The organism is Micrococcus sp. KRD077 (assembly GCF_017168505.1).
Classification (GTDB): Bacteria; Actinomycetota; Actinomycetes; order Actinomycetales; family Micrococcaceae; genus Micrococcus; species Micrococcus luteus.
Window position 1 is genome coordinate 1 of the sequence record NZ_JABFAZ010000008.1, and the last position, 22415, is coordinate 22415.

Sequence of the window (22415 nt, forward strand, 5' to 3'; positions counted from 1 at the left end):
GGACTGGACCCGGTGGGGGTGGCGCTCGCGCTGGCCGCGGCGGCGTGCTGGGCGGCGTACATCCTGCTCTCGCGGCGCGCGGGGACCCATCTGCCGGGGGTGCAGGGGCTGGCCCTGGCGACGGCCGCCGGGTCCCTCGTGGCGCTGCCGGTCGGCGTCGCGACGGCGGGGGCGGCCCTGCTCTCTCCCGTGGTGCTGGGCGTGGGGCTGGCCGTGGCGCTGCTGTCCACGGCGGTGCCGTACGGGATCGACCTGCAGGTGCTGCGCCGCATGCCGACCGCGCTGTTCTCCCTGCTGACGTGCCTGTCGCCGATCGCGGCGGCGTTGACCGCGTGGGCCGTGCGCGGGCAGGAGCTCACCCCGCTGGACCTGGCGGGGATGCTGCTGGTGATCGCGGCGTGCGCGGCCGCCGTCTGGACGGGCCGGTCACCGGGTGTGGCGGGCAGGGGCTGAGGCTAGCCTGTGTCGATGCCCCACCCGTCCCGTCCCGCCCCCGACGACGTCCCCGCCGCCGAGCGCGCCGCCCTGCGCCGTGGCCGGCTGCGTCCGTGGCTGCCGTTCCTGCTCGCGGCCGTGCTGTGCCTGGCGCTGCTGGGGTGGGCCCTCGTCGCCCTGCCGGGCCTGCCGGAGCGCGTGCCCACGCACTGGGGCGTCGACGGGCGGCCGGATGCGTGGGAGGACACCTCGTTCGGCACGGTGGCGGCGGGGCCGCTGATCGGCCTCGGCATGACGGGTTTCCTGGCGCTGGTCTCCGCTATGGTCACCGCCCTCACCCCCACGGATCCGGGACTGTCCCCGTGGCGGCGCGTGCGCCAGACGGGGGTGCACCGCGGGGTCCAGGAAAGCCTCGGGTGGTCGTGCGTGCTCATCGTGCTGGTGCTGGCCCCGACGACGGCCGAGGTGCTCGCCGCCGGGGCGTGGACGATGCCGTGGTGGCTCCTGCCCCTCACACTGACCGTGCTCATGGTGGGCATCTTCCCGGTACTGCGGGCCGGAACGCAGCGGTGGACGCGCTGGTCGGACCGCGTCGCGGCGGACCTCGAGTACCGGCCCACGGCCGCGGAACGCGCCGAGGACGAGATGTGGACGCCCCTGGGGCTCAAGCGCGACCCCGAGGACCCGGCTGTCTTCCCCGCCAAGCGTCCCGGCTACGGGGTGGGCGCGACGGTCAACCTCGCCACCCCGGTGGGCCGGTGGCTGGTGCGCGGATTCGTGGCCGTGTTCATCGTCGGCCTGCCGCTGGCGATCTGGCTCGGCGCGTACGCGGCACGGTGAGGCGGACCGTGCCCGACGACGACGCCGCCCGCCTGCTCCTGATCGCGGACACCCACATCCCGCGGCGCGCCCGCGCTCTGCCCGCGCAGGTGTGGGCCGAGGTGGCGCGGGCCGACGTCGTGCTCCACGCCGGCGACTGGGTGGCCGAGGACGTGCTCGACGACCTCGACGCGAGGGCCGCCCGGCTGGTGGGCGTGTGGGGCAACAACGACGGGCCTGGGCTGCGGGCGCGGCTGCCCGAGGTGGCGCGCGTGGAGATCGGCGGGGTGCGGATCGCGATGGTCCACGAGACGGGCCCGGCGGCCGGCCGCGAGCGCCGCATGGCCGCGGCGTTCCCGGACGCGGACGTGCTGGTCTTCGGGCACAGCCACATCCCGTGGGACACCGTGGCCGGTCCGGACACCGCGAACCCGGGGCTGCGGCTGCTCAACCCCGGCTCCTGCACGGACCGGAGGCGGCAGCCGGTGTGCACCCTGATGCGCGCGGTGGTGCGGGGCGGGCGGCTCGAGGACGTGGAGCTGGTGTCCGTGGACCGCACGCCGTGACCGACGGGCCGGCCGCTCCCCCCTGCAACGCTGGTTGAGTTATCACGGGTCCAGGCGGCTCGCGCCCGTGATAACTCAACCCGCGTCGCGCCGGTGCCACCATGACCGGCGGGCCGGCCGCTCCTGCACAGCCACCACGACGACGGCGGCCCTCCCCAGGGCGCGTCGGTTCGGCCCGTCGCAGGGCCGGGGGGCGGCAGGCTCACCCCATGACCGCGCGCACGCCCCTGCCGTCCACCCTCGCCGCGGGCGCCTTCACGACGGCCGAGCTGCACGCCGCCGGCCTGCCGTGGCGCCGCACCCTCGCGGCAGACCTCGCCCGGATCTGCCGCGGCGTGCACACCGCGGGCATCCCCGACCCGTGCGCCCCGGACGGCGCGGCCGCGCTGGTCCGCCTCACGGGCGGGGTGGTCTCCCACGTCTCTGCCGCCCTCTGGCACGGACTGCCGCTGCCGCCCCGCCTCGCGCGGCCCGCCGGACTGCACCTGACCTTCGACCGCTCCGCGCGCACGCACCGGACCGACCTGGACGGCGTCGTCAGCCACCGGGTGCGGCTGCCCTCCGACCACGTGCTCGAGCTTCCCGACGGCCAGCGCGTCACGACGGCGGCGCGCACCTGGTTCGACCTCGCCGGGATGCTCCGCCCCCACGAGGTGGACTGGCTCATCGCGGACGGCGACCACCTGGTGCGTCCGCCGTGGACGCCGACGGGCCGGGCGGACCCCGTGGCCACCGTGTCCGAGCTGTCGGAGGTGCTCGCCCGCTGCCGTGGCCGGCCGGGTGTCCGTCTCGCACGTGCCGCGCTGGCGGAGGTGCGCGTCGGGGCCGACTCCCCGCCCGAGACCTTCCTCCGGCTCGCGCTGATCCGGGCCGGGCTGCCGGAGCCGGAGCTGCAGGTCGCCGTCGACCCGGCCGACCCGGCCTCGCCCGTCGTGGACCTCGGGTACCGGGGGGCGCGCCTGGCCCTCCAGTACGACGGCGCCGGCCACCGCACGGCTCAGCAGCAGGCGAGGGACGCCCGTCGGGACGCGTACTGCCTCGAACGGGAATGGACGACCCTGCGCTGCACCTGGGAGGACCAGCGCGCTGGGTTCGGGCGGATCGTGGGGCTGGTCCGGCGTCGGCTCGCCCGCACGCGCTGATCCGCCCCCGCCCGTCCAACGCGGGTTGAGTTGTCATGGGTCCCGTCCAACGCGGGTTGAGTTGTCACGGGTCCAGGCCCGCGTAACCGGTGATAACTCAACCCGCGTTGCACGGCACCGGCCGGCGCCGCGTGACGCTCTGCGACGTGCCCACCCTGCCCCCGGCGCGCCTCGCCCGGGACAATGGGGCGGACTGTCCCGAAGCCTCCATCGAAAGGACCCCCGTGGCTGACCACGAGTTCGGCTTCCGCACCCAGGCGCTGCACGCGGGCGCCGTCCCGGACGCCGTCCACGGCTCCCGCGCGGTGCCGATCCACCAGACCAGCTCCTTCGTGTTCGAGTCCGCCGAAGACGCCGCCAACCTCTTCGCGCTGCAGAAGTACGGCAACATCTACTCGCGGATCGGCAACCCCACGGTCGCCGCGTTCGAGGAGCGGGTCGCCACGCTCGAGGGCGGGATCGGGGCCGTCGCGACGGCGTCCGGCATGGCCGCCGAGTTCGTCACCTTCGCGGCCCTCGCCGGGGCCGGCGACCACATCGTGGCGTCCTCCAAGCTGTACGGCGGCACGATCACCCAGCTGGACGTCTCCCTGCGCCGGTTCGGCGTCGAGACCACGTTCGTGGACTCCGCCGAGGCCGCGGACTTCGAGGCCGCCCTCCAGCCCAACACCAAGGCCGTCTACACGGAGATCGTCGCCAACCCCTCCGGTGACGTCGTGGACCTGCCGGGCCTGGCCGACGTCGCCCACCGGCACGGCGTGCCGCTCGTCGTGGACGCGACCCTCACCCCGCCCTACCTGATCCGGCCGATCGAACACGGCGCGGACATCGTCATCCATTCGGCCACGAAGTTCCTCGGCGGGCAGGGCACCACGCTCGGCGGCGTCGTGGTGGAGTCCGGCCGCTTCCCGTGGGACAACGGCAAGTTCCCGTCCATGACCGAGCCCGTGCCCTCGTACGGCGGCGTCTCCTGGTGGGGCAACTTCGGCGAGTACGGTTTCCTCACCAAGCTCCGCTCGGAGCAGCTGCGCGACTTCGGCCCGTCGCTGGCCCCGCAGTCGGCGTTCCAGCTGCTGCTCGGCGTCGAGACGCTGGCCCCGCGCATGGACGCCCACCTGGCGAATGCGCAGGCCGTGGCGCAGTGGCTGGACGAGGACCCGCGCGTCTCCTGGGTCCGCTACGCCGGCCTGCCCGACCACCCGCACCACGCCCGCGCGCAGCAGCTGCTGCCCCGGGGCGTCGGCTCGGTGTTCAGCTTCGGCGTGGCCCCGGCAGCCACGGACACCGACGACGGCGCCTCCGGCCCGGAGGCCGGGCGCGCGACGGCGTCGCGCTTCATCTCCGCGCTGCAGCTGGCCTCCCACCTGGCCAACATCGGCGACGCGAAGACGCTGGTGCTGCACCCCGCCACGACGACCCATCAGCAGCTCACCGCCGAGCAGCTCGTGGCCGCGGGCATCCCGGCGGACCTCATCCGCATCTCGGTGGGCATCGAGGACCTCGAGGACATCCTCTGGGACCTGGACCAGGCCCTGACCGAGGCCACCGGCCGCGCCCGCGACGGCGCCGTCGTCCCCGCAGAGCAGGAGGCCTGAGCCATGAGCACCACCCACCCCGAGCGCACCTGGACCGGCCCCGGCGCCCCCGAGCGCCTGGCGATGCTGCGGCGCACCCGGTCGATCGCGATCGTCGGCGCCTCGGACAAGCCGGCCCGTGCGTCCTACTTCGTGGCCACGTACCTGCTGAGCTCGACCACGTACGACGTCTACTTCGTGAATCCCGTGCTCGCCGCGGCCGGCAAGGAGATCCTCGGCCACCGCGTGTACGCCTCGCTGGACGGCCTGCCCGTCACCCCGGACCTCGTGGAGGTGTTCCGCAAGTCCTCCGACGCCCCCGAGGTGGTGGCGGACGCCGCCCGCGTGGGCGCCCGGACCGTGTGGCTGCAGCTGGGCATCTGGAACGAGGACGCCGCGCGCCAGGCCGAGGCCGCGGGCCTGGAGGTCGTGATGGACCGCTGCGTGAAGATCGAGCACGCCCGCTTCCACGGCGGGCTCAACCTCGCCGGCTTCGTCACCGGCGTGATCAGCTCGCGGCGCCAGGAACTGGACCGCTAGGCGGGCGACGCCCCGTGTCGGGCGTCGTCCGGCCGTCGTTGCGCACCCGCCCGTCGATGGCGTGGGATGGTCCCATGACCTCCGAGCTCCCCTCCTCGTCCCTCTCCCCCGCCTGGACCGGCCGCACCGACGGTGACACCCCCGAGCACCTGCGCTGGCACCAGGTCGTCCGCCCCGCCGACGGCCGCGGCGAGCCCACGACGCCGCAGCGCGACCCCGGCGCCGGCGCTCCGACGTCGGGCGCGCGGTCCACGGCGCTCATCGGCTTCGCCTCGGACGAGGGCGTGCGCCGGAACCACGGCCGCGTGGGAGCCGAGGACGGCCCGGAGGCGCTGCGCGGTGCGCTCGCCTCGCTCGCGTACCTCGAGGGCACGGGCGCGCTCGTGGACGCGGGCGACGTGTCCGTGGACCGCGGCGACGACGACGCCCCGGGCGAACTCGAGGCGGGCCAGGCCGAGCTGGGCACAGTGGTCAGCGGGCTGCTGAACGCCCACGACCTGGCCGTGGTGCTCGGCGGCGGACACGAGACCGCCTACGCCTCGATCACGGGCCTGACCGGCTCCACGCGCGTGGCTGCTGGCACCCGCGTGGGCATCCTCAACCTGGACGCGCACTTCGACCTGCGCGAGGCGCCGCGGCCCAGCTCCGGCACCCCGTTCCTGCAGGCGCTGCGGGACGCCGAGGGGGCGGAGCATCAGCTCTCCTACGCGGTGGTGGGCATCAGCGAGGCCAACAACACCCGGGCCCTGTTCGACACCGCGCGCGAACGCGGGGTCACGTGGGTGACCGACGAGCAGGCCCAGACCGCCGACGTCACCGGCGTGCGCCGCTGGGTGCGCTCCTTCATCAACGCCGTGGACGTGCTCTACCTGACGATCGACCTGGATGTGCTGCCGGCCGCCGTCGCCCCAGGGGTGAGCGCACCGGCCGGCTTCGGCGTGCCGTACGAGGTGATCCACGCGTGCGCGCTGGAGGCCACCCAGTCCGGGAAGCTGGCCCTGGCCGACGTCGTGGAGCTCAACCCCGCCCTGGACGTGGACGGCCGCACGGCGAAGGCCGCGGCCCGGCTGATCCACACGATCGTCAGCCGTCACCGGACGGACGCGTCGCTGCTGGCCTGAGCGGGCCGGGGTCCATTCGGGCGCGGGGGCCGCACCGCGAGGGCCGCGGTGCGGCTGATCCACACGATCGTCGGCCGCCACCGCCGCTGAGGTAGCGAGGTGCGTTGAGGGTCACTCAGCCTCTGTGATGATCAGAAAGCAGACTCTGCATCTTCCAGAGCTTCTTTAAGAACCTCCACGCCTGATTTTGGCTGAGCCGGGCACACCTCCGGCCTCGGGCAGAGCACAGAGATGAGCATCCAGATCGCCAAACGAATCTGCCCAGTCGGATTGATCCCCTCCACGGCTCCCGCTGCAATCTTCTTTGTCGCTGCGATTGCCAAGGCGACGACCGGTCGAGGAAGACCTGCCGTGGCGAGGGCTGTCCTGATGCGAGCGGCTGCTTCATCGATGTATTCGCCTGGATCTAGCGCATTCGCCACCTCGGCAAGTACCTGGCACATAGCATGGCGCCGCACTCGTCCACGCCCCTGTTCGCCGTAGGCTACGGCAAAATCGAGAAGGTGCGTACGAACTTCCCGGATGCTTTCCGTGACCAGAAGGTCACCAGCCAACTGAAGCACTTCATCGATTCGACGACGTCGCTCACATTCCATTGGGGAAGTCTGTCTATCGGCACCCTCCGGCCCTGGGGGCAGAGCGATCAATGTCTCTGTTGGTGGGGTAACGCCCGGACCTGGGGAAGAGCCACAGTGCGGACAACGTGCACGAGCAGTTTCTTTCCTATGGCCTCGCTTGGGGGCCCTGGGGCAGGTGACGGGAGTCATGTCTGAACACTACGTGAGCAGTCATAGAAACTGGAGGCTCGCAGAAGGGCGGATATCACGACTCGGCTCACCGTCCGGTCAGGTCATGCGACGACGCCGCGCGCCTCGTCCCCGCCCGCGTTCGCTTCTGGTCCCGGCACCATCGCAGACGTCCGGACGAGGTCCAGCCGCTCGCGCAGGGAGTACACCTGCGCCTCCTCGGACAGGCCGAACGGCCCCCCGGGGGCGTCGTCCGTGTAGGGAGATTCGAACAGCCGGCCGGCGTCCAGGACGCCATTGGCGGTAAGCTCCTCCACCATGTGACCCAGGAAGCGGATCCGCGCCTGGGTGAGCGTCCGGTCCTGGACGAAGTCCGCGACCACGCCCTGCGCGGCGGCACGATCCATCCCCACTAGCATGCGCACGAACAGGCCCAACTGTCCCTCGCCCTCGGACTTCGCCGCGGCCAGGTGCGCGTCCTCGGCCCCGATGCTCCGGAGCAGCTGTTCGAGCGACTCCAGGTCCGGCTCGGTGAGCTGCTTGCCGTGGCGCAGCTTCTGCAGCGCCAGCGAGGACTCGTTGTGGCGCAGCGGCTCGCTGACCTTGGCCCAGAACCGTTCGATGTCCACGCCGGGCGTCGGCCGCACGACGTCGACCTCCTCAAGCTGCGTGAGCGTGTCCGCAAAGTCCGTGTATACGCGGGAGCGGCGGACCTTCTCGATGAACTGGACGAGCCCGCGCAGCTTCTTCCGGGCGTGCTCGAGCATGCCGAGAGTGACGCCCTCCCACCATTCCTCCCCGGCCACGGCCTCGAGGAGGATGATCTGTTCCTTCACGGCGGGGATGGCGTCCTTGGAGAGCAGGTTCTCCCCGAGGGACTGCACCGTGGCCCGGATGCGCTCGGCCGTGCCAGCCTCCCCGGTGAGGTCTGCCAGCTGCCGGCGCACGATGAGCAGGTCGAAGCGCTTGGCGTCGACGTCCTCCCCCGGCAACCCGGTGACCACCCCGGCCAGCGCACGTGCCCGTTCGGCGGCCTGGGCGCTCAGGGACGTCCACGCCTCAGGCCGCTGGAACTCCTCGACCTCCCGGCGGAGAGGGCGGGCCAGGACGTTCTCGAGGGTCAGGCGGGCGATGGCCGCCTGCAGCTCCTCGGCGGCGGTGCGGCGCAGCTCGCGCACCGCGCGTTCCTCCGGCCCGACGGCGGCGGGCGCCCCAGCGTCATCGTCCAGGGCGTCGAGGGCGACGACGAGCGCGAGCCGGTCCTCGAACAACCGCTGGGTGAGGGACCTCTGGGTGAAGCCGTCGGACTCCGGGAGGTCCTGGTTGAAGAACTCGAGGTTCTGGCACCAGTCGAAGACGAGGAAGTCCTCCTTGTCCCTCCCCGGCCCGTAGAGGTCCGGGCGCAGGCGGGTGCCGCGGCCGATCATCTGCCAGAACTTGGTCTTGGAGCGGATGAGCTTGAAGAACACGAGGTTGACGACGTCGGGCACGTCCACCCCCGTGTCCAGCATGTCCACGCTGATGGCGATGTGCGGGGCCTTGCCGGGGGTCTTGAAGTCGTCCAGCAGGGCGTCCGGGTAGCGGCTGGCGTGGGTGATGATCTGGGCGTACCGGCCGCCGAGCTCCGGCCACTGGGCGTCGAACCGCTGCAGGATGAACTCGGCGTGCGGCTGGTTCTTGGCGAAGACGATGGTCTTGCCGAGCCGTTCGCTGCCGGCCACCTTGTGGCCGTGCTCCCTGAGGGTGGAGAGCACGCGGTCCACGGTGTCCGCATTGAAGAGGAACCGGTTGATCTCCTCGCTCGAAACCTCCTCGGGCGCCTCGTCCTCGCCCCAGTCCAGCGCGTCCCAGGCCTCCTGCTCCTCGGCGGGAAGCTGATCGTACCGGGTGCCGCGACGCAGGAAGGTGGTGCCCACGGAGACGCCCCGCGGCGGCACCAGGAACCCGTCCGCCACGGCCTCGTCGAGGGTGTAGGCATCAGTCGGCACGCCGGGCTCGAGGCCGAAGAGGCCGTAGGTGTTCCGGTCGATCTCGTCCTTGGGGGTGGCGGTGAGGCCCACGAGAAGGGCATCGAAGTGGCGGAAGATCTCGCCGTACTTGGCGTATACGGACCGGTGGGCCTCGTCCACGATCACCAGGTCGAAGTATCCGGGGTCGAAGCGGGCGCCCTGGCCGGTGGACTCCTGGATGAGGCCGAGCATGGTGGGGTAGGTGGAGGCGTAGACGCGTCCCTCCCCGTGCCGGTTCTTCAGCAGGTTCACGGTGGTGCCGACGAAGCCGTGCTCCACGAAGGCGTCCGCGGCCTGCTTCACGAGGGCCTGCCGGTCCGCCAGGAAGAGCACGCGCTTGACCCATCCGGCGCGGGCCATCTGGTCCACCAGGGCGACGGCGGTGCACGTCTTCCCGGTGCCGGTGGCCATCACCAGCAGTGCGGCGCGGCGCTTGTTCTCGAACGCATCAGCGTATGCGACGAGGGTTCACCGCCAGTGCCATGTGTGCGAGAATCGCACACATGTCGCCGACCACTCCTCATTCGCTGGGTGCCCGTGTACGTGCCGCGCGGGAGCGTCGCGGGATGTCCCAGCAGGACCTAGCTACCGCCGTTGGCCTCGAGCGCACCATGGTCAACCGGATCGAAGGCGGACAACGGAAGGTCACTGCCCTGGAGCTGGCCTCCATCGCCGATGCCCTGGGAACCCGAATGCAGTCGTTCTTCACCGAGCCTGCGCCAGCGCTCGTCTCGCACCGTTCCGCCCAGGGGTTGGATACCACCGAGTCGGCCGTGGACCACCTGCTGGCCGAACTCCTCGCAGACGTCGAGTTCCTGCACGGCCTGCATCCCATCGAGGGGTTCGGCGTGCGGGACCCCTGGGAGCAGCCCAAGTCCGTTCACGAGGCCGACGACATGGCCGCCCGGGCACGCGAGCACGTCGGGTATACAGCAACGGAACCCGTAAAGGACCTCCAGGCGCACCTGGCCACTGCTGGCCTGCTCCTGTTCTCCCGCAACTTCGGCGTGGACGCCGCTGACGCGGGAACGGTGCTCCTCGCCGAGGGCGGCATCTCCCTGGTGAATTCCACCCCCAAGGTCGGGCGACGCCGCCTCTCCGCCGTGCACGAGCTTGGGCACTACCTACTTGCCGATGAATACACGGTGGACTGGCGCACCGCCCACACCGGCCCGGACATCGAGGGTCGCCTCGATCGGTTCGCTCGAGCATTTCTCCTGCCAGCAGCTGTCCTTTTACAGGAATGGCCCGCCGCAGCTCACTCAGGCGATGTCCGCACTGCCGCTGTGAAGATCGCCGGCACCTACCTGGTGGACATGTCGACCCTGGCCCGCCGACTCCACGACCTGGAATTGGTGGACGCTTCCACGGCAAACGACATCCGCGCTGTGCAGACCACGCAGACGGACATCATCACCCACGATCTGTACCCGTCTGACGAGATGGCAGGCACTACCCAGCCCCGGGTGTACCAGAAGCACGTCATCGCGCTGTTCGAGGCCGAGAAGCTCTCGCGTGAACGCACACTCGACCTCTTGGATGGGACTTTCGACGACGACGACCTTCCGGACCTTCCCCCACGTCAGGAACAGGAGATCTGGGAGTACGTCTCGTGACCGCCGTTCCGGAGACCTACGTCTTCGATACGGGACCACTGCGCCATTTCACCCTGAAAGGATGGCTCGGTGTGCTCAAGTTCCTGACAGCCGGCCATGCCGTGATTCCGGAGAGTGTGGAGCAGGAGATCAGGGACCAGCAGTACCAGCACCCAGATCTCCGGCAGATCTTGGACGCCGAATGGATCGTCGTGGACCGCAGCGAGGACCTCGAGTTCCTCGCGGCCTTCGCCCGATACGAGGAGCACCTTGTGGCGGGCGGTCGGAACCGGGGCGAATGCGGCGTTCTAGCCCTCGGTCGGACGCACGGGTATCGCATCGTGATCGACGACAACGTGCCCCGCGTCCTGGCCAAGCGCGAGAAGCTCGAGTGCACCGGCACCCTCGGGTTGCTCTGTGAGGCGATCCGCAAGGAGCAACTCACCGTTCCCATGGTTGAGAGCCTCGCTGACGATCTCATCATGGGCGATTACCGGCTTCCCTTCGGCCCAGGGGGATTCAAGTGCTGGGCCGAACAACAGGGACTCCTGGGATAAGCCCTTAGCTGGTGTCGTGCTGCAATCGGACTGATCGCGCCGTTCCGGCTTCACCGCACGACACCAACCACATGGCGTTGCCCGGATTGTCTCCCGCCTGATCCATACGATCGTCGGCCGGCACAGGACGACGACGGTGCTCCTCACCTGAGCCGAGGCGACCGGGCCCGACCCGCAGGCCGCCCCCTCCACACACAGAGTGGTCACGACACGCCGTCCCGTGCAGACGCACGCGGCATGTCGTGACCACTCTGTGGCGTCTGACCACTCTGTGGCGTCAGTGCCCCTCGGCCTCGGCGCCCTCGGACTCCTCGGCCAGGTCCTGCGGCTCGGCATCGGCGGATACGCCCGCGAGCGCCTCCGCCACGGCGGCCAGCACGGACCCGTCGCGCAGGGCCTGCTCGGCGGCGGCCAGCTGCGGGGCCATGTACTGGTCCGGGCCGGGGCCGGGGACGCCGGCCTCGCGGATCACGCGGACGGCGGCACCGGTCGCGGCGGAGGGCTGCAGCGGCGCGCGCAGCTCGATCGCGCGAGCGGCGGCCACGAGCTCGACGGCGAGCACACGGCGGAAGTTCTCCACGGCCGAGCGCAGCTTGCGGGCAGCATGCCAGCCCATGGAGACGTGGTCCTCCTGCATCGCGGAGGACGGGATGGAGTCCACGGACGCGGGCACGGCCAGGCGCTTCATGTCCGAGACGAGCCCGGCCTGCGTGTACTGGGCGATCATCATGCCGGAGTCCACGCCCGGGTCGTCCACGAGGAACGCGGGCAGCCCGTGCGAGCGGGCCGGGTCCAGCATGCGGTCGGTGCGGCGCTCGGACATGCTCGCGACGTCGGCCACCGGGATGGCCAGGAAGTCCAGCACGTACGCCACGGGCGCCCCGTGGAAGTTGCCGTTCGAGCTCACCCGGCCGTCGTCGAGCACCACCGGGTTGTCCACGGTGGCGGCGAGCTCGCGCACGGCCACGGTGCGCACGTACGCGAGGGTGTCGCGCAGGCCGCCGGCCACCTGCGGGGCGCAGCGCAGCGAGTAGGCGTCCTGCACGCGGGAGTCGCCCTCCTTGTGGCTGGCCACGATCGGCGAGCCCGCCAGGATCCTCAGCATCCGGTCGGCGGAGGTCGCCTGGCCCGGGTGGGGGCGCAGCGGCAGGTGCAGCTCCGGCACGAACACGCGGTCGGTGCCGAGCAGCGCCTCCACGGACATCGCGGCGGTGAGGTCCACGGTGTCGGCGAGCTCCTCGAGGTCGGCCAGCGCCATGATCAGCATGCCGAGCATGCCCTCGGTGCCGTTGACGAGGGCCAGGCCCTCCTTCTCCCGCAGCTCGACCGGCTCGATCCCGGCCTCGGCGAGCGCCTCGCCGGCCGGACGCAGCGCGCCGTCAGTCCCGACGACGTCGCCCTCGCCCATCAGCGCCAGGGCCACGTGGGAGAGGGGGGCGAGGTCACCGGAGCAGCCCAGGGAGCCGAACTCGCGCACGGCGGGGGTGATGCCCGCGTTGAGCATGGCCACGAAGGTCTCGACCACCACGGGGCGCACGCCCGTGCGGCCGGAGGCCAGCGTGGTGGCCCGCAGGAACATCAGCGCGCGGACGACCTCGCGCTCCACCACGGGGCCCATGCCGGCGGCGTGGGAGCGGATCAGGGACTTCTGCAGCTGCGCGCGGGACTCGAGCGGGATGTGCTTGTCCGCGAGCGCGCCGAAGCCGGTGGAGACGCCGTAGGTGGGGGTCTCGGCCTCGGCCAGCGCCTCGACGTGGCGGCGCACCGCGCCGACGGTCTCGAGCACGTCGTCGGCGAGCACCACGCGGGCGTCGTGGCGGGCCACGGCGACGACGTCGTCCAGGGTGGCCCCGGACGTGCCGAGCGTGACGGTGGCGGGAGGGGTGGTCATGGTGATGCGTTCTCCTTGCTGTCGGTCGATCAGACGGCCCGGCGGCCGGCACGCCAGACCGCATGGGTCAGCGGCATGCCGGGGCGGTAGGCCAGGTGGATGGCGGCGGGGGCGTCGAGCACGTGCAGGTCGGCGCGCTTGCCGACCTCGAGGCTGCCGACGCGGTCCTGCGCCCGCAGGCCGATGGCCCCGCCGAGGGTGGCGGCGCGCACGGCCTCGGCGAGGGTCAGGTGCATCTGCAGCACGGCGGTGCCCACGTTGAAGTTCATGGACGTGGTGTAGCTGGTGCCCGGGTTGCAGTTCGAGGCCAGGGAGACCTCGATGCCGGCGTCGAGCAGGCGGCGCGCGGGCGCCAGCGGGGCGCGGGTGGACAGGTCGCACGCGGGCAGGCAGCCGGCCACGGTGCCGGGCGTGCCGGTGGCCGAGGCGCGGTCCCAGCCGGTCCAGGTGCCGGCGAGGGCCTCGACGTCCGCGTCGGAGAGGTGGTTGACGTGGTCCACGGAGGCGGCGCCGAACTCCACGGCCACGCCCACGCCCGGGCCCTGCTCGATCTGGTTGCCGTGCAGGCGCACGCCCAGTCCCGCCGCCACGCCCGCGGCGAGCACGCGGCGAGTCTGCTCGGCGTCGAAGGCGCCGGCGTCGCAGAACACGTCCACCCAGCCCGCGTGCTCCCGCACGGCCTCGAGCATCGGTCCGACGACGTCGTCGAGGTAGTCCTCCGCGTCCCGGCCCGGGGGCACGAGGTGGGCGCCGAGGAAGGTCACCTCGTCCACGAGGCCCTCCTCGCGCAGCCCGGCCAGCAGGCGCGCGTGGCGCGCCTCCTCCTCCACGGTGAGCCCGTAGCCGGTCTTGGTCTCGAGGTAGGTGGTGCCGCCGGCCACCGCGTCGGCCACCCGGCCGCGGACCAGCTCGGCCAGGCGGTCGTCCGAGGCGGCACGGGTGGCGGAGGTGGTCACGCCGATGCCGCCGGCCGCGTAGGACTCGCCCGCCATGCGGGCCTCGAACTCCGCGGAGCGGTCCCCGTCGAACACGAGATGCGTGTGGGAGTCCACCCAGCCGGGCAGCACGGCGCGGCCCTCGACGGACACCCGGTCGTCCGCCTCCGGGGCGTCCGCGGCGGCGCCGATCCAGGCGATGCGCTCGTCCTCGACGACGACGGCCGCGTCCGTGAGCACCCGCCCCTCGGGGTCGACGGTGGTCAGCTCGGCGATGTCGGTGATGAGCGTGGAGCGCATGGGGGCCTCTCTGCGGGACGGACGGGGGTGGGGCGGGGTGGGGCGGTGGGGTGGGCCTCAGGTGAGCGCGGCCACCAGGTGGGCCAGCGGCGTGGCCAGCACGATGGTGAGCGCCACGCGCTCGACCCAGATCACCAGGAGGTGCCACATCTTCACGGGGATGTCCGTGGCCAGGATGGCAGGAACCACCGCGGAGAAGAAGATGATCGCGGAGACGCAGACGACGCCGATCACGAACCGGGCGACGAGGTCCTCGTGACCGGCCGCCATCGTGGCCGGGATGAACATCTCGGCGATCGAGGTGGCGGAGGCCGAGGCCAGCAGGCCGGGGTCGGAGTAGCCGAGCGCCCAGAACAGCGGGTAGAAGATCACGCCGATCCACTCGAACACGGGCGTGTAGGTGGCCAGGACCAGGGCGATCAGGCCCACGGACATGATGGAGGGCAGGATCTGGAGCACCATCACGAGGCCGTCCCGGAAGTTGACCCAGATGTTCTTCGGCAGGGACGGGGCCTCGGCGAGGGTCTGCTCGGCGGCGCGCAGGGCCACGCGGAAGCGGTCCCGGGTGACGGCCTGCTCGGGCGAGTGGGTGACGCCCGGGTAGCACTCGTCCGGGATGCGGCTCAGCGGCGGGATGCGCACCGTGATGGCGGTGACCGCGAACGTCACCGCGAGGGTGCCGAAGAAGTACCAGAGCCAGATGTCCATCAGGCCCAGCGTCTTGGCCACGATCACCATGAAGGTCGCGGACACCGTGGAGAAGCCGACGGCGATGATCGCCGCCTCGCGGGCCGTGTAGCGGCCGCCGGTGTACATGCGGTTCGTCAGCAGCAGGCCCAGGGCGTAGGAGCCCACGAAGGAGGCGACGGCGTCGACGGCGGCGCGGCCGGGCACGCGCCAGATCGGCCGCATGGCCGGGCGCAGGTAGACGCCCACGAACTCCATGAGGCCGTAGCCGATCACGAGGGCCAGGAAGACGCCGCCGATGGGGACGATCAGGCCCACGGGCACCACGAGCTTGTCCATCAGGAACGGGCCGATGCTCTCGTCCAGGATCCAGCTCGGGCCCACGCCGAACACGACCATCGCCGAGGCGACCAGGCCGAGCACGGCGAGGAAGGCGAAGACCGTCCGGGTGGTGCTGGTGCGCCAGCGGCCCGAGGCGAACGGGTACACGGCGCCGGCGGCGATGATGGCCATGCCCACCCAGCGGTCGGCCGGGCCGAGCAGCCCGCGCACCCAGGTCACCAGGTGGTCCAGCGGGATGGAGCTCGCCCCGTTGATCGTGACGGGCACGAAGAACATGACGATGCCGATCGCCGAGTAGACGATCATGCGCCAGCGCGCCGGCGGGCGGGGCGCGTCGGCCTCGATCGCGGCCATCGCGGTGGTGTCGGTGTGCAGCTCGTGGTCTGCGGGGCGGGACGAGTCCATCGTGGTGTCCTTTCGATCGCGAGCCGGACGGGCGTCCGCCCGTCCGGCTCGCGGCGGTGAAGCCGTCGGACGGCGACGGCGCGGCGGCACCGTCGCCGTCCGACGACGTGACCGGGGTCAGTCCCGGATCGTGGCCTCCATGGGCACACGGACGCCGCGCTCGGCGGCGACCTCGACGGCGCGGGAGTAGCCGGCGTCGACGTGGCGGATGACGCCCATGCCGGGGTCGTTGGTGAGCAGCGCCTCGAGCTTGGCCGCGGCCAGCTCGGTGCCGTCGGCAACGCCCACCTGGCCGGCGTGGATGGACCGGCCGATGCCGACGCCGCCGCCGTGGTGGATCGACACCCAGGTGGCGCCGGAGGAGGTGGCGGTCAGGGCGTTCAGCAGCGGCCAGTCGGCGATCGCGTCGGAGCCGTCCAGCATGGACTCGGTCTCGCGGTACGGGGAGGCCACGGAGCCGGAGTCGAGGTGGTCGCGGCCGATCACGATCGGCGCCTTGACCTTGCCCTCGGCCACGAGCTGGTTGAAGAGCAGGCCGGCCTTGTGGCGCTCGCCGTAGCCCAGCCAGCAGATGCGGGCCGGCAGGCCCTCGAACTCCACGAACTCGGCGGCGCCGTCGAGCCAGCGGTGCAGGTGCTCGTTCTCGGGGAACAGCTCCTTCAGGGCCTCGTCGGTCACGCGGATGTCCTCCGGGTCGCCGGAGAGCGCGGCCCAGCGGAACGGGCCGAGGCCCTCGCAGAACAGCGGGCGGATGTAGGCCGGGACGAAGCCCGGGAACTCGAACGCGCGGGAGTAGCCGGCCTTGCGGGCCTCGTCGCGGATGGAGTTGCCGTAGTCGAACACCTCGGCGCCGATGTCCTGGAAGCCGACCATGGCCTCGACCTGGCGGGCCATGGACTCCTGGGCCTTCTTGGTGAAGGTGTCCGGGTCGGCCTCGGCCTCGGCGTGCCAGTCCTTCTCGTCGATCTCGATCGGCAGGTAGGACAGCGGGTCGTGCGCGGAGGTCTGGTCGGTGACGATGTCGATCTCGACGGTGCCGGCCTTCTGGCGCTCGAGCAGCTCGGGGAACACCTCGGCGGCGTTGCCCACGAGGCCCACGGAGACGGCCTCGCCGTCGCGCTTGGCCTGCATGACGCGCTCGACGGCCTTGTCGATGTCCGTCTCCACCTCGTCCAGGTAGCGCTTGCCCATGCGACGGCGCAGGCGGTCCTCCGAGACGTCCACGATCAGGCAGACGCCGCCGTTGAGGGTGACGGCCAGGGGCTGGGCGCCGCCCATGCCGCCGCAGCCGCCGGTGAGGGTGAGGGTGCCCTGGAGGGAGCCGTCGTAGCGCTTGCGGCCGATCGCGGCGAAGGTCTCGTAGGTGCCCTGCAGGATGCCCTGGGTGGCGATGTAGATCCACGAGCCGGCGGTCATCTGGCCGTACATCATCAGGCCCTCGGCCTCGAGCTTGCGGAACTCCGGCCACGTGGCCCAGTCGCCCACGAGGTTGGAGTTGGCGATCAGCACGCGCGGGGCCCACACGTTGGTCTTGACGACGCCGACCGGCTTGCCGGACTGCACCAGGAGGGTCTCGTCCTCCTCGAGGTCCTTGAGGGTGGCGACGATGGCGTCGTAGGCCTCCCAGGAGCGGGCCGCGCGGCCGGTGCCGCCGTAGACGACGAGGTCCTCGGGACGCTCGGCGACCTCGGGGTCCAGGTTGTTCATGAGCATCCGCAGCGGGGCCTCGGTCTGCCAGGACTTGGCGGACAGCTCGGTGCCGCGCGGGGCGCGGATGGTGCGGGACGGGTCGTGCTGGGTGAAGCCCACGGCCATGGCAGTTCCTCTCGACGGGGTGCGTGCGCCGCCGGGACGAGTGGCCCCTGTGATTTCACGGCTCGGCATGCACTTTCCGAACATTGAAACAGTGACTCGGCTCACGCGCAAGCCCGATCCGTGTGTCCCGCACCCGTTACGCTCCCTGTCATGACCACCACCCCCACCGCCTCGACGCGCACCGTGGACCGGGCCCTGGACCTGCTCGCCGCCGTCACCGAGCAGCCCCGGCTGAGCCTGACCGAGGCCGCCCGTGCCACGGAGCTGCCGGCGTCCACGGCGCTGCGCCTGCTGCGCAGCCTCGAGGGATCCGGCTTCGTGGCCCGCGACGACGACGGCGCCTACCGCCCCGGCGTGCGCCTCATCCAGCTCGGGGCGCGGGCCTTCTCCCGGGACTCGCTCGTGCAGCTGGCCCGCGGGCCGATGGACCACGTCGTGGCCGCCACGGGCGAATCCGTCTACCTCTCGGTGACGACCCCTCCGGACTCCGCCGTCTACCTGGCGATCGTGGAGGGCACGCACTCCGTCCGCCACACGAACTGGGTCGGACGCACCGTCCCCCTGGCGGGCACGGCCGTGGGCGACGCCCTGCGCGGCAGCGTGGCCGCGGGGGACTACACGCTGCGCACCCGTTCCGTGGAGAAGGACGTCACCTCGCTGTCCGCCCCCATCAGCGTGGCGGGCACGGTGGTCGGTGCGCTCAGCACGCTCGTGCCGGCCTACCGCTGCACGGACGAGCTGGCGGACCGGTGCGGGGCGGCCCTCGTCGCCGCCACCGGCGAGCTCGCGCACCTGCTCGGGGCGGCCGACACTCCCAGGGAACGCCCAGCCGACTCCCCTGGAAAGCCCAAGGCGAGTTCGTAGGCTGAAGCCACCTCATCGAAGGTGCGAGTGATGACGGAGAAGGCCCCGGGCCCGGCGAGAGCCGGAACCGGGGCCTTTCTCTGCGGCCGGCGCCCGAGGCGCCGGTTGCGGGGATCAGCGGCGGGAGGAGACGACGCCCGCCCAGAGGCCGCCGAGCAGGCCGGCCACCGGCAGCATCCAGAACAGGTGCACGCCCGACCCGTAGAGGACGGTGTTGGAGAACACCGCGAACAGGCCCACGGCACCGAGGAAGCCACCGACCACGCCACCGACCACGTAGCGCACGACGGAGCGGGCGGCCCCGCCCATCAGCAGCACGACCAGGTAGCCGGCCGCGCCCGCCAGGGCGCCGCCCACCAGGCCGAACATGAACGACTGCACCAGCACGACCCAGCCGTGGCCGGTCTCGCCCAGCGCCACGGAGCCGTTGGGATCACCCAGGCCGCCGGTGAGCACGCGCACGACGTCGCCGATGATCACGACGAGCACCGAGAGGAGGATGACGCGGTTGGTGAAGCCCCAGCCGTCCACCGGGCGCAGCGGCTCGAGCACCTCCTCCTCCACCACGGCGTGGCGCACGGGGCGGGCCGGGGTGGTGTGGGCGTTCGCGGTGTGGGGCTGGACGGCGTGGCTGCCGTCGGCGTTGATGGTCATCTCTGATCTCCCGTCCCGCCCCGGGCGGGGCGCGTTCCGAGCGCCGGGGCGCCCGTCTGGTTGCACGTCTGACGTGATTTTAGGCTTTTCCCAGCCCGAGGGGGTAATGGTGACCCGTCCGCCGGGCGGGGACGGCTCAGAGGACGTCAGTGCGGCGGTTGGCGAGCGAGGGGAGGAACTCCCGGACCTCGTCGATGCGCTCGCGGGTGACCTCCGCGGTCGCCACGGCCTCCCGCTCGTCGGCGAGCTCGGCGACGGGCAGCGCCAGCGGGTCCACGATCATCGAGTGGCCCACGGTGCCGTCCGAGCACGTGTCCGCCGCGGCCACCCACACGGTGTTCTCCACCGCGCGGGCCTTGAGCAGGGTGCGCCAGTGCTCCACCTTGTGCTCGCCGGAGAACCACGCCGCGGGGATCACGAGCACGTCCGCGCCCTCCACCGCGAGACGCCGGGACAGCTCGGGGAAGCGCAGGTCGTAGCAGGTGAGCAGGCCCAGGCGGAGCCCGCCGAGCTCGATCGCCGCGACGCCGCCGTCGCCGGGGGTGATCCGGTCCGACTCGCGGTGCGCGAACGCGTCGTAGAGGTGGAGCTTGCGGTACGCACCCAGCCGGGCGCCGTCCGCGCCCACCGCCAGCAGCGTGTTGTAGGGACGCCGGTCCGGTCCCGGCTCGTAGCCGCCCGCGACGACGGCGATCCCGTGCTCCCGCGCCAGCGCGGCCAGGCCCGCGGCGAACGGCTCCCAGGCCGCGGCGACGGCGTCGGGGAACTCCTCCCCCACCTCGCGGGCCCCGAGCATGGCCTCCTCGGGCAGCACCAGGAGGTCCGCCCCCTCGCCCGCGGCGCGGGCGGCGAGGCGGGCCATCACGGCCAGGTTCTCCTCGGCGTCGCCCACGGGCCCGAACTGTCCGACGCTGATCCTCATGCCCCCAGGGTAGCCAGGCCCCTGCCGGTGGCCGTCAGCCCTGGTCAGCGCTGGGGCCAGCCGCCACGCTGGAAGCCGGGCACGACGTCGGCCCGCATCGGCCGCCGTCGTCCTCCGCCCCGGATCCGCGCGGCACCGCGCGGCACGTCGACACCACAGGAGCAGACGCGATGACCACCCAGCAGCCCGACATCCCCGGCACGCCGGGGCCGATCACCCCCGACCTCGAGGAGCACACCGCCCTCACCCACCCGGACCAGCCCGTGGCCGTGCCGGCCCCGGACCAGCGCGGTCCGGCACAGGTCTCCCCCACCGGCCAGGACACCGGCGCCGACCCCGCGACCGCCGCGCAGGGCTGCCCGTACCTGACCACCGCGCACGGCGTCCGCCTGCAGGACTCGGACCACTCGCTCAAGGCCGGCCGCCGCGGCCCCACCCTGCTGCAGGACCACCACCTGCGGGAGAAGCTCAGCCACTTCGACCACGAGCGCATCCCCGAGCGCGTGGTCCACGCCCGCGGCGCCGGCGCCCACGGCGTGTTCCGCGGCTACGGCACCGCCGCGAAGATCAGCCGGGCCGGGCTGTTCGCCAAGGACAAGGAGACGGAGGTGTTCGTCCGCTTCTCCACCGTGGCCGGCTCCCGCGGCTCCATGGACCTGGCCCGTGACACCCGCGGCTTCGCCACCAAGTTCTACACGGATGAGGGCACGTGGGACCTGGTGGGCAACAACATCCCCGTGTTCTTCGTGCAGGACGCCATCAAGTTCCCGGACGTGGTGCACTCGGTGAAGCCGCACCCGGACCGCGAGATCCCGCAGGCGCAGTCCGCGCACGACACGTTCTGGGACTTCGTGTCCCTGCACACCGAGGCGCAGCACCACACCCTGTGGAACATGTCCGACCGCGGCATCCCGCGCTCCTACCGCATGATGGAGGGCTTCGGCGTCCACACCTACCGCCTGGTCGCGGCGGACGGCTCCACCGTGCTGGTCAAGTTCCACTGGAAGCCGATGCTCGGCGTGCACTCCGTGACCTGGGAGGAGGCGCTGCTCACCAACGGCATGGACCCGGACTTCCACCGGCGTGACCTCGCCGACGCGATCGAGGCCGGCGCCTTCCCCGAGTGGGAGCTCGGCGTGCAGGTGTTCGAGGACAACGAGGAGCAGATGTTCGAGGGCATCGACCTGCTCGACCCCACGAAGCTGGTCCCGGAGGAGCTCGCCCCCGTGCAACCCCTCGGCCGCATGACGCTGAACGCCAACCCGTCCAACTACTTCGCGGAGACGGAGCAGGTGGCCTTCAACCCGGCCAACCTCGTGCCCGGCATCGACGTCACCAACGACCCGCTCCTGCAGGGCCGCCTCTTCTCTTACCTGGACACGCAGCTCACCCGCCTCGGCGGGCCGAACTGGAACCAGCTGCCCATCAACCGCCCGCACGCCCCGGTCAACGACATGCTGCGTGACGGCTTCCACCAGAGCGCCGTGCATCGCGGCGTGGCGCCGTACCGGCCCAACTCGCTCGACGGCGGCCTGCCGTACGAAACCCCCGCGGACGACCACGCGTTCATCGAGCACCCGGAGCCGCTGCCGGCCTCGGTGAAGGAGCGCGCGCACGCCGCCTCCTTCGACGACCACTTCTCGCAGGCGCGCCTGTTCTTCCTCTCCCTCTCCGAGGTGGAGCGCGAGCACGTGGCGCAGGCGTACACGTTCGAGCTGGGCAAGTGCTACGAACAGACCATCCGCGAGCGCCAGCTGGCCCACCTCGCCGCGATCGACACGCGACTGGCCCAGCAGGTCGCGGACGGCCTGGGCATCCCCGTTCCCGCGCCGACCGAGACCCCGGCCGAGGTGCAGCCCTCCCCCGTGCTGTCCCAGATCGGCGGCGCGTGGCCGCTCGACGGCCGTCAGGTCGGCGTCGTGGTGGGCGAGTCCGTGGACGAGAAGGAGCTGGACGCCCTCGTGCAGGGCATCCACGGTGCGGGCATGGTCCCGCTGGTCATCGCGCCGAAGGGCGGCCCCGTGGCCGGGGAGATCGTGGCCCAGCGGACCTACCTGACCGCCGCGTCCATCGAGCTGGATGCCGTGGTCGTGGCCTCGCCGGCGGCCCCCGCCGCCGACGCCGCCCCCAGCCTGGACCAGAAGGCCGGCGCCGCCGACTCCGAGGCGGTGGACCCGCGCGTCGTCAAGGTGCTGCAGGAGATGTGGCGCCACTCCAAGGCGATCCTCGCCCTCGAGCCGGCGGAGGCCGTCCTCGCGGCCGCCCAGGTGTCCGGCAAGGGCGTCGAGTCCGCGGCGGACGGCGCCTCCGCCGTCAGCCGGCTGACGGAGCTGCTGCCCGCGCACCGCGTGTGGGACCGCTTCCCGACCACCGGCCGCCTGGCCGACTGACTCGGCGGACCCCCGGGCGCTTTCGAACGTGAGATAGGGCCTATCTCACGTTCGAAAGCGCCCATTCGCCCTCTTTCACGTTCGAAAACGCGGGCCGGGGTGGGCC

Annotated in this window: 19 protein-coding genes and 1 pseudogene; 11 read left to right on the forward strand and 9 right to left on the reverse strand. The window is 72.1% G+C overall.

The features are described from left to right. From J1M39_RS02345 to hutG, 7 genes are all read left to right on the forward strand, one after another. The coding region (locus tag J1M39_RS02345) for an EamA family transporter (protein ID WP_206496424.1) at window positions 1-453 on the forward strand (453 nt) is incomplete at its 5' end. 15 nt (window positions 454-468) lie between these two features. Further along, the gene (locus J1M39_RS02350; RefSeq protein ID WP_043279474.1) at window positions 469-1275 is read left to right on the forward strand and encodes a DUF1648 domain-containing protein; all 807 of its coding nucleotides are present in this window, start codon (window positions 469-471) and stop codon (window positions 1273-1275) included. 8 nt (window positions 1276-1283) lie between these two features. Then, window positions 1284-1820 (forward strand): metallophosphoesterase family protein, encoded by a 537-nt coding sequence (locus J1M39_RS02355; RefSeq protein WP_036315813.1) that lies wholly within the window; start codon window positions 1284-1286, stop codon window positions 1818-1820. 209 nt (window positions 1821-2029) lie between these two features. Next, window positions 2030-2962, forward strand: a complete 933-nt coding sequence (locus J1M39_RS02360) for a hypothetical protein (protein WP_049147891.1) — start codon at window positions 2030-2032, stop codon at window positions 2960-2962. A gap of 224 nt (window positions 2963-3186) precedes the next feature. Continuing rightward, window positions 3187-4557 (forward strand): O-acetylhomoserine aminocarboxypropyltransferase/cysteine synthase family protein, encoded by a 1371-nt coding sequence (locus tag J1M39_RS02365; protein ID WP_036315810.1) that lies wholly within the window; start codon window positions 3187-3189, stop codon window positions 4555-4557. 3 nt (window positions 4558-4560) lie between these two features. Then, window positions 4561-5076, forward strand: coding sequence for a CoA-binding protein (locus J1M39_RS02370; RefSeq protein ID WP_036315806.1), 516 nt, complete (start codon window positions 4561-4563; stop codon window positions 5074-5076). A 74-nt stretch (window positions 5077-5150) separates the two neighbouring features. Further along, a complete protein-coding gene (gene hutG, locus J1M39_RS02375) occupies window positions 5151-6197 on the forward strand; it encodes a formimidoylglutamase (protein WP_036315803.1) in 1047 nt (348 codons plus the stop codon). Between the two features lie 131 nt (window positions 6198-6328). On the opposite strand, the gene J1M39_RS02380 is transcribed toward hutG, so the two are convergent. The 3 genes and pseudogenes from J1M39_RS02380 to J1M39_RS12415 all read right to left on the reverse strand — a co-directional run. After that, window positions 6329-6793, reverse strand: a complete 465-nt coding sequence (locus J1M39_RS02380) for a hypothetical protein (RefSeq protein WP_138976771.1) — start codon at window positions 6791-6793, stop codon at window positions 6329-6331. Between the two features lie 254 nt (window positions 6794-7047). Then, window positions 7048-8370 (reverse strand): type I restriction-modification enzyme R subunit C-terminal domain-containing protein, encoded by a 1323-nt coding sequence (locus J1M39_RS12505; protein ID WP_306432500.1) that lies wholly within the window; start codon window positions 8368-8370, stop codon window positions 7048-7050. After that, window positions 8359-9393 (reverse strand): annotated as a pseudogene (locus tag J1M39_RS12415) (DEAD/DEAH box helicase family protein); the annotation flags it as partial. The gene J1M39_RS12505 and the pseudogene J1M39_RS12415, both read right to left, overlap by 12 nt. Before the next feature lie 62 nt (window positions 9394-9455). Between J1M39_RS12415 and J1M39_RS02390 the strand changes: the two are divergent. Both J1M39_RS02390 and J1M39_RS02395 read left to right on the forward strand, forming a co-directional pair. After that, on the forward strand, window positions 9456-10568 hold the full coding sequence (locus J1M39_RS02390) for a helix-turn-helix domain-containing protein (RefSeq protein ID WP_029248264.1): 1113 nt from the start codon (window positions 9456-9458) through the stop codon (window positions 10566-10568). Next, window positions 10565-11104, forward strand: a complete 540-nt coding sequence (locus tag J1M39_RS02395) for a hypothetical protein (protein ID WP_003038432.1) — start codon at window positions 10565-10567, stop codon at window positions 11102-11104. Before J1M39_RS02390 ends, J1M39_RS02395 begins: the two co-directional genes overlap by 4 nt. A 277-nt stretch (window positions 11105-11381) precedes the next feature. Here the strand turns inward: J1M39_RS02395 and hutH are convergent, their stop codons facing one another. From hutH to hutU, 4 genes are all read right to left on the reverse strand, one after another. Continuing rightward, a complete protein-coding gene (hutH, locus tag J1M39_RS02400; protein WP_155933823.1) occupies window positions 11382-12995 on the reverse strand; it encodes a histidine ammonia-lyase in 1614 nt (537 codons plus the stop codon). Window positions 12996-13024: 29 nt separating this feature from the next. Further along, a complete protein-coding gene (gene hutI / locus J1M39_RS02405; protein WP_145951192.1) occupies window positions 13025-14230 on the reverse strand; it encodes an imidazolonepropionase in 1206 nt (401 codons plus the stop codon). Window positions 14231-14287: 57 nt separating this feature from the next. Beyond that, window positions 14288-15664, reverse strand: a complete 1377-nt coding sequence (locus tag J1M39_RS02410) for a YjiH family protein (RefSeq protein ID WP_036315788.1) — start codon at window positions 15662-15664, stop codon at window positions 14288-14290. Between the two features lie 117 nt (window positions 15665-15781). Beyond that, window positions 15782-17479, reverse strand: coding sequence for a urocanate hydratase (hutU, locus tag J1M39_RS02415; protein ID WP_036315785.1), 1698 nt, complete (start codon window positions 17477-17479; stop codon window positions 15782-15784). Window positions 17480-17629: 150 nt separating this feature from the next. Here hutU and J1M39_RS02420 point away from each other — a divergent pair, with 150 nt between their 5' ends. Beyond that, complete coding sequence (locus J1M39_RS02420; RefSeq protein ID WP_041104426.1) at window positions 17630-18343, forward strand: IclR family transcriptional regulator; 714 nt, start codon at window positions 17630-17632, stop codon at window positions 18341-18343. A gap of 114 nt (window positions 18344-18457) precedes the next feature. Here the strand turns inward: J1M39_RS02420 and J1M39_RS02425 are convergent, their stop codons facing one another. Together J1M39_RS02425 and J1M39_RS02430 are read right to left on the reverse strand one after the other, a co-directional pair. Beyond that, entirely contained in the window at window positions 18458-18997 is a 540-nt protein-coding gene (locus J1M39_RS02425; protein WP_159228201.1) for a hypothetical protein, read from the reverse strand. Window positions 18998-19133: 136 nt separating this feature from the next. Continuing rightward, complete coding sequence (locus J1M39_RS02430) at window positions 19134-19919, reverse strand: carbon-nitrogen hydrolase family protein (RefSeq protein WP_159228200.1); 786 nt, start codon at window positions 19917-19919, stop codon at window positions 19134-19136. A 170-nt stretch (window positions 19920-20089) separates the two neighbouring features. Between J1M39_RS02430 and J1M39_RS02435 the strand changes: the two genes are divergently transcribed. Then, window positions 20090-22309: a catalase gene (locus J1M39_RS02435; protein ID WP_159228199.1), complete on the forward strand. Its 2220-nt coding sequence runs from the start codon at window positions 20090-20092 to the stop codon at window positions 22307-22309. Window positions 22310-22415 lie beyond the last annotated feature (106 nt).